Raw genomic sequence first — 11956 nt, 5'->3', positions numbered from 1 at the left:
AAACCACCGGATCGGCGAGGAGCTGGTTTCGAGGCTTCGGCCGCGGGCGGCCTGCGCACCTCAACCAGCGGACCGAAGGAGACATGGATGACCGAGAAGTTCGATGCCGTCGAAGTGATTGCGGCCAAGCGGGACAAGCACGAGCTCGACGACGCGCAGATCGACTGGGTCGTCGACGCGTACACCCGGGGTGTCGTCGCCGACGAGCAGATGTCGGCGCTCGCGATGGCGATCCTGCTCAACGGCATGAACCGCCGTGAGATCAGCCGGTGGACCGGGGCGATGATCGACAGCGGCGAGCGCATGGACTTCTCGTCGCTGTCGTGGAAGACCGCTGACAAGCACTCGACAGGTGGGGTCGGCGACAAGATCACCCTGCCGCTCGCGCCGTTGGTCGCCGCGTGTGGAGTGGCGGTGCCGCAGCTGTCGGGCCGGGGCCTCGGCCACACCGGCGGCACGCTCGACAAGCTCGAGGCGATCCCCGGCTGGCGCGCGGCCCTGACCAACGACGAGATGATGGCGCAGCTCGAGGACGTCGGCGCCGTGATCTGCGCCGCCGGCCCCGGCCTCGCCCCGGCCGACAAGAAGCTCTACGCCCTGCGAGATGTGACCGGCACTGTCGAGGCGATCCCGCTGATCGCCAGCTCGATCATGAGCAAGAAGATCGCTGAAGGCACGGGCGCCCTGGTGCTCGACGTCAAGGTCGGCTCCGGCGCGTTCATGAAGAGCAAAGATCAGGCTCAAGAATTGGCTGAGACCATGGTCAGCTTGGGTAACGATGCCGGCGTCACGACCGTCGCGCTGCTCACTGACATGTCGACGCCGCTGGGCCTGACCGCTGGCAACGCCTGCGAGGTCGCCGAGTCGGTCGAGGTGCTCGCGGGCGGGGGTCCGGCTGATGTCGTCGAGCTGACCGTGGAGCTCGCCCGCGAGATGCTCGCCGCCGCCGGCAAGGACGACGTGGATCCTGCGGACGTACTCGCCTCAGGGCGTGCGATGGACGTCTGGAAGCGGATGATCTCTGCACAGGGCGGGAATCCTGACGCCGCGCTGCCCACGCCCAAGGAGACCCACGTCATCACGGCTCCCACCTCGGGCACGCTGACGCGTCTGGACGCCCTAAGCGTCGGTGTGGCGGCCTGGCGGCTGGGGGCGGGCCGATCCCGCCCGGGTGAGCAGGTGCAGGCGGCAGCGGGCGTCGTGATGCACGCCAAGCCTGGCGACCAGGTCACCGCAGGTCAGCCCCTGTTGACCCTGCAGACCGACACCCCTGAGCGATTCGAGCGTGCGGTTGCAGCGCTCGACGGGGGGTACGACATTGGAACGGGCTCCGCGGACGCGCCGTCCGTGGTGATCGACCGCATTCGTTAGGTTGGACAACATGCGCATCCTGAACAACAGCAAAGAGATCGCGGCGGCCGCCGGGGAAGAGCTCGGTGTCAGCGAGTGGGTGGCGATCACGCAGGAGCGGATCGACCTCTTCGCCGACGCAACGGGCGACCGCCAGTGGATCCACGTCGATCCGGAGCGGGCGGCCGACGGGCCGTTCGGCGCCACCGTGGCGCACGGCTATCTCACGCTGTCGATGCTGCCGTTCCTCGGCGCCCAGGTCTACGCCTTCGCGGGCGACGTCGCGCGGGTCAACTACGGCCTCAACAAGGTCCGGTTCGTCTCGCCGGTCCTCGTGGGCTCCAAGGTGCGCAACCGGGTCGAGCTCCTCGAGGTCGAGGAGATCGAGAAGGGTCAGCGCGCGACGCTCCAGCACACGGTCGAGATCAAGGGCAAGGACAAGCCGGCCTGCGTGGCGGAGACCGTCGTGCTCCTGATGACGCCATGACACGATGACCCCTGTGAGCGCCACTTCCGAACAGATCGCCAAGGCCCCCAAGGTCGCCCTCCACGAGCACCTCGACGGAGGTGTCCGACCAGCCACGATCGTCGAGATCGCCGACGAGATCGGCCACGACCTCCCGGCCGGCGATGCCGAGTCGCTCGGTGCCTGGTTCGAGGAGGCGTCCAGCTCCGGATCGCTCCCGCGCTATCTCGAGACGTTCGTGCACACCGTCGCAGTGATGCAGCGGCCCGAGGACCTGGCGCGCGTCGCCCGTGAGGCGGTCCTCGACCTGGCCGCCGATGGTTGCGTCTATGCCGAGCTCCGCTGGGCGCCCGAGCAGCACTTGTCTGCTGGGCTGTCCCTCACCGAGACCGTCGAGGCCGTGCAGGCGGGCATCATCAAGGGCCAGGAGGAGGCCGCCGGCCTGGGCCACCCGATCGTCGTGGGCCAGCTGCTCACCGCGATGCGGCATGCCAAGCGTGGCCTCGAGATCGCCGAGATTGCTGTCGAGTATCGCGATCGCGGCGTTGCCGGCTTCGACATCGCCGGTGCCGAGGACGGGTTCCCTCCGATCCTGCACCTCGAGGCGTTCGAGTACCTCCGCCGCGAGAACGCCCACTTCACGATCCACGCCGGTGAGGCATTCGGCCTGCCATCGATCTGGCAGGCCATCCAACGGTGTGGCGCCGAGCGCCTCGGTCACGGCGTACGCATCGTCGACGACATCGACTTCGACGCACCGGGCGGACCAGTTCTGGGCCGCCTCGCGGCTTACATCCGCGATCGACGCATCCCGCTCGAGATGTGCCCGTCGTCCAACCTGCAGACCAACGCCGTGCCCGACATGCGCTCGATCGCGGACCACCCGATCGGCAAGCTCAAGGACCTCGGCTTCCGCGTGACGGTCAACTGCGACAACCGGCTCATGAGCGGTACGTCGATGAGCCGCGAGTTCCAGCTCCTGGTCGACGCGTTCGGCTATGACATCAGCGACCTGCGCTGGTTCACGATCAACGCCATGAAGAGCGCGTTCCTGCCGTTCGACCAGCGCCTTGCGATCATCAACGACGTCATCAAGCCCGCCTACGCCGCCCTCTGATCAGCTGATTGAGGTGCGAAGGCCGCCCGCGGCCGAAGCCTCGAAATCAGCGGTGGTTTCGAGGCTCCGCTTCGCTCCGCACCTCAACCACCTAGGGTTCAGGCCACGGTCCAGGCGTCGGGGCCGTCGAGCAGGTCCTGCAGTGACGGTGTCTCGCCGGCGAGCTCGGCCTGCTCGCGGCTCAGGTCGTCGTACGTCGGCCGCTCGACCTGACGGAAGATGCCGATCGGAGCGCGGTGGACGACGCCGCTGTCGGTGATCCGCGACAGCGCAAACGCCGTGGTGGCGTCCGGCTCGTGCGCGTCGTGAACGAGGACGTCGGCCGCGTTGGAGTCGTCGATCCCGACGATCTCGACCCCGCCGCCGGCCGCACGTACGACGCCGAGCCGGCCCTCGGCGCCGAACCGGATCGGCTCGCCGTGCACGAGCGGAATGATCGCCTCGTCGCGGGTCTCGGGGTCCTTGACCGCGTCGAAAGCACCGTCGTTGAAGATCGGGCAGTTCTGGTAGATCTCGACCAGCGAGGTGCCACGGTGGCGCGCCGCTGCCGACAGGACCGTCGTGAGGTGCTTGCGGTCGGAGTCGATCGTGCGGGCCACGAACGTGGCCTCGGCGCCGAGCGCGAGCGACAGCGGGTTGAGCGGTGCGTCGATCGATCCGTAGGGCGTCGACTTGGTGACCTTGCCGGGCTCGGACGTAGGGGAGTACTGCCCCTTGGTCAGCCCGTAGATCCGGTTGTTGAACAGCAGGATCGTCATGTTGACGTTGCGCCGCAGCGCGTGGATCAGGTGGTTGCCGCCGATCGACAGCGCGTCGCCGTCACCGGTCACGACCCACACGCTGAGGTCAGAGCGGGTGGTCGCGATGCCGGTCGCGATCGCCGGTGCGCGGCCGTGGATCGAGTGCATGCCGTACGTGTCGAGGTAGTAGGGGAAGCGGGCGGCACAGCCGATGCCGGAGATGAAGACGATGTTCTCGCGGCGCAGCCCGAGCTCGGGCATGAAGCCCTGCACGGCCGCGAGGATCGCGTAGTCACCACATCCGGGGCACCACCGGACCTCCTGGTCCGACGCGAACTCCTTGCGGGACTGGGGCTCGTCTGCGGTGGGTACGCCCTCCAGCCCGTGGCCCTGGGGCATCCCGAGGTCAACCGTGGTCATTCGCCCTCCTTGATGCACAGCTCGATGAAGTGCTTGCCGAGCTCGGCGGCACCGAACGGCATGCCGCGCACGGCGTTGTAGCCCTCGGCGTCGACGAGGTACTTGGCGCGCAGCAGGCCCCGGAGCTGGCCGAGGTTCATCTCCGGCACGATCACCCGGTCGTACGCCGCGAGGACCTCACCGAGGTTGGCGGGGAATGGGTTGAGGTGTCGCAGGTGCGCCTGGGCGATGCGGTGACCGGCGACGCGGGCCCGACGGCAGCCGGCGCCGATCGGGCCGTAGGTCGAGCCCCAGCCGATCACGAGGATCTTGGCGTGCCCGTCGGGATCGTCGACCTCGATCTCGGGGATCGTGGCCGCGATGCCGTCGATCTTGGCCTGGCGCAGGTGGACCATGAGATCGTGGTTGGCCGGGTCGTACGAGATGTCGCCCGTGCCGTCGGCCTTCTCCAGGCCACCGATGCGGTGCTCGAGTCCTGCGACACCGGGCGGAGCCCAAGGACGGGCGAGGGTCTGCGGGTCGCGGGCGTACGGCAGGAAGGCCGTGTCGGGGTCCGCTGTCGCGAAGTTCGGCTCGATCCGGGCCAGCGTCTCGACGTCGGGCAGGCTCCACGGTTCGGACCCGTTGGCGAGGTAGCCGTCGGACAGCAGGATCACGGGGGTCCGGTAGGTCACGGCGATGCGTGCTGCCTCGAGAGCCGCGTCGAAGCAGTCGGATGGTGACTGCGGCGCGATGACCGGCAGCGGGGCTTCGCCGTTGCGACCGTTGATGGCCTGCAACAAGTCGGACTGCTCGGTCTTGGTCGGCAGTCCGGTCGACGGGCCGCCGCGCTGCACGTCGACGACGATGAGCGGGACCTCGAGCATGACCGCCAGGCCGAGCGTCTCGCCCTTGAGCGAAAGCCCAGGTCCGGACGTCGTCGTGACACCGAGCGAGCCGGCGAAGCTTGCGCCGAGCGCTGCACCGATGCCGGCGATCTCGTCCTCGGCCTGGAACGTCGTGACGCCGAACGCCTTGTGCTTGGACAGCTCGTGGAGGATGTCGGACGCCGGGGTGATGGGGTAGGCGCCGAGGAAGACCTGCAGGCCCGACAGCTGCCCGGCGGCGACGATGCCGTAGGACAGCGCGGTGTTGCCGGTGATGTTGCGGTAGCGGCCGGACGGGATCACGGCCGGCTTGATGACATACGAGACGGCGAACGACTCGGTCGTCTCGCCGTAGTTGTAGCCCGTGCGCAGTGCCGCGATGTTGGCGTCGCGGATGTCGGGAGCCCCTGCGAACTTCTTGCCGAGGAACGCGATGCTTCCGTCGATCGGCCGGCCGAACATCCAGCTGACGAGGCCGAGGGCGAACATGTTCTTGGCGCGCGAGGCGTCCTTGCGCGACAGGCCGAACTCCTCGACCGCGCCGACGGTCAGGCCGGTCAGGTCGATCGCGTGCAGCTGGTAGTCGCTCAGGGAACCGTCCTCGAGCGGGTTGGTCTCGTAGCCGACGCGCTTGAGGTTGCGAGGGGTGAACTCGTGGGCGTCGACGATCGCGGTGCCGCCGGCCTGGAGGTCGCCGATGTTGGCCTTGAGGGCTGCCGGGTTCATCGCGACGAGCACGTCGGGGTGATCTCCCGGCGTGAGGATGTCGTAGTCGGCGAAGTGGATCTGGAACGACGAGACACCGGGCAGCGTGCCGGCTGGTGCCCGGATCTCGGCAGGGAAGTTGGGCAGCGTGGACAGGTCGTTGCCGAAGTCGGCAGTCTCCTGCGTGAAACGGTCACCGGTCAGCTGCATGCCGTCGCCGGAGTCACCGGCGAAACGTATGACGACACGCACGAGCTCTTCGGTCGACTTCGACGCCGTCATCGCCACCTGCCTCTGTGTGCTCTACAACACACCGTACCCATGCAGAGGAAAACAATTGCTCGTTGGCCCACCGAAACGGCAAGTCATTTGTGCAGGTAGATGGCCCGGTCAGGGGATCGGTGTCAGCAGGACGACGACCTCACGGTGGCGCAGGAGGAACGCGCGCTCGTCGAGCTTCTTGCGCCGAAGCCAGCTCGTCACCTCGTCGTTGTTCTTGCTGGCGTTGCACGAGCCGCACGCCGGCACGACGTTGTCCAGGGTGTAGCGACCGCCGCGCGAGATCGGCAGCACGCAGTCGCGTTGCAGCGAGCGATCAGTCGCACCACAGTAGGCACAGCCCGCCCAGGCCTCACGGATGGCGATCCACTCGACCGGTGTCAGGTCGTTGTCGGCGCGTGCCACCCGGCCCGCGCGGCGGCGGGCTGCCCGGGCGCGACGACTTCGGCTGACGACCACGGTCTCACGGTAGGCGTTGGGCCCATCGAAACGGCGTGTTTCGATGGGCCCAACGTGCTGCGTGTTGCCTAGGCGGCGACCGTGGCTCCGACCCCGACGACCGGCTCGAGTGCCAGTGCCAGGATCTCGGCGACGTCTGCCACCGGTCGTACGTCGAGCTCCGCGAGGACGTCCTCGGGCACGTCGACCAGGTCGACCTCGTTGCGCGCCGGGATGAAGACGGTCTTGAGACCGGCTCGCTGCGCCGCCATGAGCTTCTGCTTGACGCCACCGATCGGCAGGACCCGACCGTTGAGGGTGACCTCGCCGGTCATGCCCACGTCGGCCCGGACGTTGCGCCCGAGAGCCAGCGACGTCAACGCCGTGACCATCGTGACGCCGGCGGACGGACCGTCCTTGGGCACCGCTCCAGCCGGCACGTGCAGGTGGATCGCCCGCTCGAGTGTCGCCGGGTCGATGCCGATCACGTCGGCGTGCGAGCGTACGTAGGACAGCGCGATCTGCGCCGACTCCTTCATGACGTCGCCCAGCTGCCCGGTGATCGCGAGGCTGCGGTCGCCGTCGTACGCACTGGCCTCGATGAACAGCACGTCGCCGCCCAGACCGGTCACCGCGAGGCCGGTCGAGACGCCCGGCACCGCCGTGCGCTCCTCCGACTCGGGAGTGAACCGTGGCCGGCCGACATAGTCGACGAGGGTCTTCTCGTCGACGACGACGGGCTTGGCGACCTCCGGGTCGGCCAGCTTGGTCGTGACCTTGCGGAACACCTTGGCGAGCAGTCGCTCCATCTGGCGCACGCCGGCCTCACGGGTGTACGACGCGGCGATCTCGCGCAGCGCTCCATCCGTGATCTCGACCTCGTCGGCCGTGAGCGCAGCCCGCTCGAGCTGACGCGGCGCGAGGTACGTACGCGCGATCGCGACCTTGTCGTCCTCGGTGTAGCCGTCGAGCTGCACGAGCTCCATGCGGTCGAGCAGCGGCTGCGGGATCTGCTCGATGACGTTGGCGGTTGCCAGGAACAGCACGTCCGACAGGTCCAGGTCGAGGTCGAGGTAGTGGTCGCGGAACGTGTGGTTCTGCGCCGGGTCGAGCACCTCGAGCAGCGCCGCCGCGGGGTCGCCGCGGTAGTCGGCGCCGACCTTGTCGATCTCGTCGAGCAGGACGACGGGGTTCATCGAGCCGGCCTCGCTGATCGCGCGGACCAGTCGGCCCGGCAGGGCACCCACGTACGTACGACGGTGGCCGCGGATCTCGGCCTCGTCGCGCACGCCGCCGAGGGCGACGCGAACGAAGTTGCGGCCGAGTGCACGGGCGACGCTCTCGCCGAGCGACGTCTTGCCGACACCGGGAGGGCCGACGAGCGCCATCACGGCACCTGAACCGCGTCCGCCGACGACCTCGAGGCCACGCTCGCTGCGGCGCGCGCGGACGGCGAGGTACTCCACGATGCGGTCCTTGACGTCGTCGAGGCCGTGGTGGTCGGCATCGAGCACCTCACGGGCACCCTTGATGTCGGCGTTGTCCTCGGTCTTGACGCCCCACGGAAGCTCGAGCACCGTGTCGAGCCACGTGCGGATGTAGCCCGACTCGGGGTTCTGGTCGCTGCCGCGCTCGAGCTTGCCGACCTCACGCAGGGCGGCCTTGCGGACGTCGTCCGGCAGGTCTGCCTCCTCGACGCGGGCGCGGTAGTCCTGCGTCCCCTCGGGCTCGTCGTCGCCGAGCTCCTTGCGGATCGCGGCGAGCTGCTGGCGCAGGACGAACTCACGCTGGTTCTTGTCGATGCTCTCCTGGACCGACTCGGAGATCTTCTCGTTGACCTCGCTCTCGGCGAGGTAGGCGCGGGCCCACTCGATCAGCAGGGTGAGGCGCAGCTCGACCTCGGGGGTCTCGAGGAGCTCACGCTTCTGCTCCAGGTCGAGGTATGACGCATAGCCCGCGGTGTCCGCGAGCGCGCTGGGGTCGGTCAGGCGCTGCACCGAGTCGATGACCTGCCACGCGTTGCGCTTCTGCAGGATCGTCACGAGCAGGCCCTTGTAGTCGCCGGCCAGCTCGCGTGCGTTGTCGGTGACCGGCTCGTCCTCGATCAGCTCGGCCTCGACCCAGAGCGCTGCGCCGGGTCCGGTGACGCCACCTTGGATGTGCGCGCGCTGCTCGGCCTGGATCACGGCGCCGGGTCCGCCGCCGGGAAGGCGACCGACCTGCTGGATCGTCGCGATCACGCCGTGCGTCGCGTAGCGGTCCTCGAGGCGGGGGGCAACCAGCAGCCGGTCGTCGTTGCTGGTGCGGGCGGCATCGACGGCGGCGCGGGCGGCGTCGTCGAGCTCGATGGGGACGACCATGCCGGGCAGGACGACGACGTCCTCGAGTGCCAGCACGGGAAACTTCTGGAGTGTGCTCACGGGTCTCTCCTCGGAGTTGAGTCTGATGGGCTCAACTGTTTCCGCGGGGGTGTCATTCCGCGGGGAGGACCGTGTTCGCTGAGGGCGGACTCGGGTCGGTGTCGTGGGTCAGCTGGGAAGTGCGTACGCCGCGATGCCGGTGTCCAGGAACACGCACGGCTCGTCACCCTCGGTCCAGGCGTCGTGGCCCGGCTCGATCACGACGACGTCGCCGGGACCCATCGTGACCTCGGTCCCGTCGTCGGTCCGTACGGTCATGCGTCCTGACAGGCAGAACCCGGTGTGCCGGGTCTGACAGGAGTCGGTGCCGGCGATCGGCTTGACGTCCTCGGACCAGCGCCAGCCGGGCTCGAACGTACCGCGCCCGAGGGTGAAGTCACCCAGGGTGACGACGTCCATGTGGCCATGAGCCTGGAACGGACGGGTCTCGTGCGGTGTGTCGATGTTCTGTGACGATGTGGACATGGGTACCTCCTGGTCGTACCCTCCCGTGTCGATCATGCGCCTGGTTCGCGGCGCTGGGAAGAGCCCGATCGGATCACTTCACCCGGTGGATGAAGGCGAAGATCGCGATCACCAGGGCATCGAGCAGCAGGATGAGCGCGAGGAGCTGGAACCCGGAGGCCAGTCCTTCCGACATGGCGAACGCGCCGAATGCCGCGAGCGAGAGCACGGCACCGATGACCCACGACCGGAGGCTGGGCTGCCAATGCTCGCTGCTCATACCTCGATCGTGACCCGGGATCGCTGGAACCGCAACGAATACGCTGCTGGCCGAGGGACTCCCTGCGTCCAGCCGACCCGCCCGCGCGATACGTTGAAGCATGCCCGAGTCGATCGACGATCATGTCGTCCGGCGGTTGCGTGAATGGCCCGCTCGCCCGGACATGCACGCGTCTCTGCCGGACCCCGAGGCCATGCTGGCGTACTTCGACGCGCAGCTCCAGAGCCGCCACCTCGACTTCGCAATCCGTTGGCTGCAGACCGATGGGGAGGCGTTCTACACGATCGGCTCGGCCGGCCATGAGAGCAATGCCGCGGTGGCGATGGCGTTGCGGCCGACGGACCCCGCGCTGCTGCACTACCGGTCCGGCGGGTTCTACGCGGCGCGTGCGGCCCAGGTGCCCGGCTCGACCGCGATCGATGACGTCCTGAACGGAGCAATCGCCTCGACGAGCGACCCGATCTCGGGCGGCCGGCACAAGGTCTTCGGCAACGCCGCACTCAACGTCATCCCGCAGACCTCGACGATCGGCTCGCACCTGCCTCGGGCGTTCGGGCTGGCGTTCGCGCTTGGCCGGGCGCCTCGGTCCGAGGTCGTACCACCGTGGCCGCTCGACTCGGTCGTCGTGTGCAGCTTCGGGGACGCCTCGGCCAACCACTCCACAGCCGTCGGAGCTCTCAACGCCTCGGCCTACTGCGCACACCAGGGGGCGCCCCTGCCGATCCTGTACGTCTGTGAGGACAACGGCATCGGCATCAGCACCAAGTCGCCGGCCGGCTGGGTCGAGCGCTCGCTGACATCGTGGCCCGGCATCGAGTACGCCGCGGTGGACGGCACCCGACCGGACGAGCTGCTGGCGACGGCGGCGCACCTGGTCGACCGGGTGCGGTCCGGGCGGCGACCGGCGATCCTGCACCTGCGCACCGTGAGGTTCATGGGGCACGCCGGTTCGGATGCCGAGATCGCCTATCGGTCACGCCGCGAGATCGAGGACGACTACGACCGCGATCCCGTGCTCGCCACCGCCGGGCTGTTGATCGACGCCGGCGTGCTGACGCCGGAGACGGCACTCGCCCGCTACGAGGACGCGCGGGCGACGGTGATGCAGCGGGCCAAGGCCCTGGCCGGTGCCCGGCGGCTCGATGACCCCGAGCTGATCGCCGATCCGATCACGGCCCGCCGCAGGCGAGTCGATGTCCTCGCGCCGGCCGAGCAGCGGCTGGCCGTCTTCGGCGGGAAGCTTCCGGAGGACGAGGGGCCGCTGACGCTGGCGCAGAGCGTCAACGCCACGCTCAAGGACGCGCTCGCGGCGCACCCCGAGGCGTTGGTGTTCGGCCAGGACATCGGTCGCAAGGGCGGCGTCTACGGAGTGACGCGCGGCCTGCGCAAGGCGTTCGGCGCGGGACGGGTCTTCGACACGTTGCTGGACGAGCAGACGATCCTAGGGACGGCGCTGGGCTCGGCACTCGCCGGCTTCCTGCCGATCCCGGAGATCCAGTACCTCGCCTACCTGCACAACGCCGAGGACCAGCTCCGAGGTGAGGCAGCAACGCTGCGCTTCTTCTCCAGCGGCCAGTACCAGAACGGCATGGTCGTGCGGGTCGCCGGGCTGGCGTACCAGAAGGGCTTCGGTGGCCACTTCCACAACGACAACTCGGTCGCGGTGCTCCGCGACATACCGGGGCTGGTGCTGGCCGTGCCGAGTCATCCGGCGAGCGCGCCGCAGCTGCTCCGGGAGTGCCTGGCGCTGGCCGGCGAGGGACGGGTCTGCGTCTACCTCGAGCCCATCGCGCTCTATCACCAGCGCGACCTGCAGGACGGCGACGGCGGCTGGACCGGCACGTACGCTCCGCCGGCTGCGTGGCCGGCCGAGTCCACGGCAGAGCTCGGCCGCGTGCGCACGTATGGCGAGGGACGCGACGTCCTGCTCGTGACGTTCGGCAACGGCGTACGCATGAGCCTGCGTGCGGCAGCCGGTCTGGCATCGGGCGGCATCGGCTGCACCGTGCTCGACCTGCAGTGGCTCTCGCCGCTGCCGCACGAGGAGCTGCTGCGCACGGCTGCCGGCTTTGACCGGGTCGTGGTCGTCGACGAGACCCGCCGAAGCGGCGGCGTCTCCGAGTCGATCATCACCGCGCTCGTCGACGGGGGGCACACGGGTCGCATCGTGCGGGTGACCAGCGCCGACAGCTTCATCCCGCTGGGTCCCGCCGCCGACCACGTGCTGCTGTCGGAGCCGCTGATCAGCGAGATCGTCCGGCGAATCGTCGACTAGCTGTGATGTCCAGGCAGGTTGTTGAGTCTGCTGATGGGCGTGCCGCTGATGGCGGAGTGGATCCTGTGGTGATTGTAGAAGTGGATCCAGCTGGGCAGTGCTGCGCGGCGTTCGGTTTCTGAGTCGTAGAAGCGGGCATAGGCCCAGCCGTCGGCC

The 11956-nt window shown here is 68.8% G+C and carries 10 protein-coding genes and 1 pseudogene; 4 read left to right on the top strand and 7 right to left on the bottom strand.

Annotated elements, in window-relative coordinates:
- Positions 1-87 precede the first annotated feature (87 nt).
- The 3 genes from AC1DVU_RS21750 to AC1DVU_RS21740 are packed head-to-tail and all read left to right on the top strand — an operon-like array spanning position 88 to position 2933.
- Entirely contained in the window at positions 88-1371 is a 1284-nt protein-coding gene (locus tag AC1DVU_RS21750; RefSeq protein ID WP_476924554.1) for a thymidine phosphorylase, read from the top strand.
- A 10-nt stretch (positions 1372-1381) separates the two neighbouring features.
- Positions 1382-1837, top strand: a complete 456-nt coding sequence (locus tag AC1DVU_RS21745) for a MaoC family dehydratase (protein ID WP_476924553.1) — start codon at positions 1382-1384, stop codon at positions 1835-1837.
- 13 nt (positions 1838-1850) lie between these two features.
- Positions 1851-2933 (top strand): adenosine deaminase, encoded by a 1083-nt coding sequence (locus AC1DVU_RS21740; RefSeq protein WP_476924552.1) that lies wholly within the window; start codon positions 1851-1853, stop codon positions 2931-2933.
- Between the two features lie 98 nt (positions 2934-3031).
- Here AC1DVU_RS21740 and AC1DVU_RS21735 read toward each other — a convergent pair whose 3' ends face one another.
- The 6 genes from AC1DVU_RS21735 to AC1DVU_RS21710 all read right to left on the bottom strand — a co-directional run bounded on the left by AC1DVU_RS21735 (position 3032) and on the right by AC1DVU_RS21710 (position 9525).
- Entirely contained in the window at positions 3032-4093 is a 1062-nt protein-coding gene (locus tag AC1DVU_RS21735; protein ID WP_476924551.1) for a 2-oxoacid:ferredoxin oxidoreductase subunit beta, read from the bottom strand.
- Positions 4090-5946, bottom strand: coding sequence for a 2-oxoacid:acceptor oxidoreductase subunit alpha (locus AC1DVU_RS21730; RefSeq protein WP_476924550.1), 1857 nt, complete (start codon positions 5944-5946; stop codon positions 4090-4092). Before AC1DVU_RS21730 ends, AC1DVU_RS21735 begins: the two co-directional genes overlap by 4 nt.
- Positions 5947-6054: 108 nt before the next feature.
- Positions 6055-6402 (bottom strand): HNH endonuclease, encoded by a 348-nt coding sequence (locus AC1DVU_RS21725; protein ID WP_476924549.1) that lies wholly within the window; start codon positions 6400-6402, stop codon positions 6055-6057.
- A 68-nt stretch (positions 6403-6470) separates the two neighbouring features.
- Positions 6471-8801, bottom strand: coding sequence for an endopeptidase La (lon, locus tag AC1DVU_RS21720; RefSeq protein WP_476924548.1), 2331 nt, complete (start codon positions 8799-8801; stop codon positions 6471-6473).
- 108 nt (positions 8802-8909) lie between these two features.
- Positions 8910-9266: a cupin domain-containing protein gene (locus tag AC1DVU_RS21715; protein ID WP_476924547.1), complete on the bottom strand. Its 357-nt coding sequence runs from the start codon at positions 9264-9266 to the stop codon at positions 8910-8912.
- Between the two features lie 73 nt (positions 9267-9339).
- Positions 9340-9525 carry a hypothetical protein gene (locus tag AC1DVU_RS21710; RefSeq protein WP_476924546.1) on the bottom strand — a complete coding sequence of 62 codons (186 nt, stop codon included), beginning with the start codon at positions 9523-9525 and terminating at the stop codon, positions 9340-9342.
- Between the two features lie 100 nt (positions 9526-9625).
- On the opposite strand from AC1DVU_RS21710, the gene AC1DVU_RS21705 reads away from it, so the two are divergent.
- Positions 9626-11800 (top strand): thiamine pyrophosphate-dependent enzyme, encoded by a 2175-nt coding sequence (locus tag AC1DVU_RS21705; protein ID WP_476924545.1) that lies wholly within the window; start codon positions 9626-9628, stop codon positions 11798-11800.
- Here AC1DVU_RS21705 and AC1DVU_RS21700 read toward each other — a convergent pair.
- Positions 11797-11956: pseudogene (locus AC1DVU_RS21700) on the bottom strand (IS481 family transposase); the annotation flags it as partial. The gene AC1DVU_RS21705 and the pseudogene AC1DVU_RS21700 sit on opposite strands and share 4 nt — an antisense overlap.

The sequence above is a fragment of the Aeromicrobium sp. P2_G6 genome (assembly GCF_056403535.1).
The sequence above is the reverse complement of the archived record's forward strand: the minus strand, read 5'-3'. Positions and strand labels throughout refer to the sequence as shown.

Excerpts from the sequence above, each read along its gene's own strand:
- AC1DVU_RS21730 (WP_476924550.1), bottom strand. The coding sequence starts at position 5,946 with ATGACGGCGTCGAAGTCGACCGAAGAGCTCGTGCGTGTCGTCATACGT.
- AC1DVU_RS21750 (WP_476924554.1), top strand. The coding sequence starts at position 88 with ATGACCGAGAAGTTCGATGCCGTCGAAGTGATTGCGGCCAAGCGGGAC.
- AC1DVU_RS21710 (WP_476924546.1), bottom strand. The coding sequence starts at position 9,525 with ATGAGCAGCGAGCATTGGCAGCCCAGCCTCCGGTCGTGGGTCATCGGT.
- AC1DVU_RS21705 (WP_476924545.1), top strand. The coding sequence starts at position 9,626 with ATGCCCGAGTCGATCGACGATCATGTCGTCCGGCGGTTGCGTGAATGG.
- AC1DVU_RS21745 (WP_476924553.1), top strand. The coding sequence starts at position 1,382 with ATGCGCATCCTGAACAACAGCAAAGAGATCGCGGCGGCCGCCGGGGAA.
- AC1DVU_RS21715 (WP_476924547.1), bottom strand. The coding sequence starts at position 9,266 with ATGTCCACATCGTCACAGAACATCGACACACCGCACGAGACCCGTCCG.
- AC1DVU_RS21735 (WP_476924551.1), bottom strand. The coding sequence starts at position 4,093 with ATGACCACGGTTGACCTCGGGATGCCCCAGGGCCACGGGCTGGAGGGC.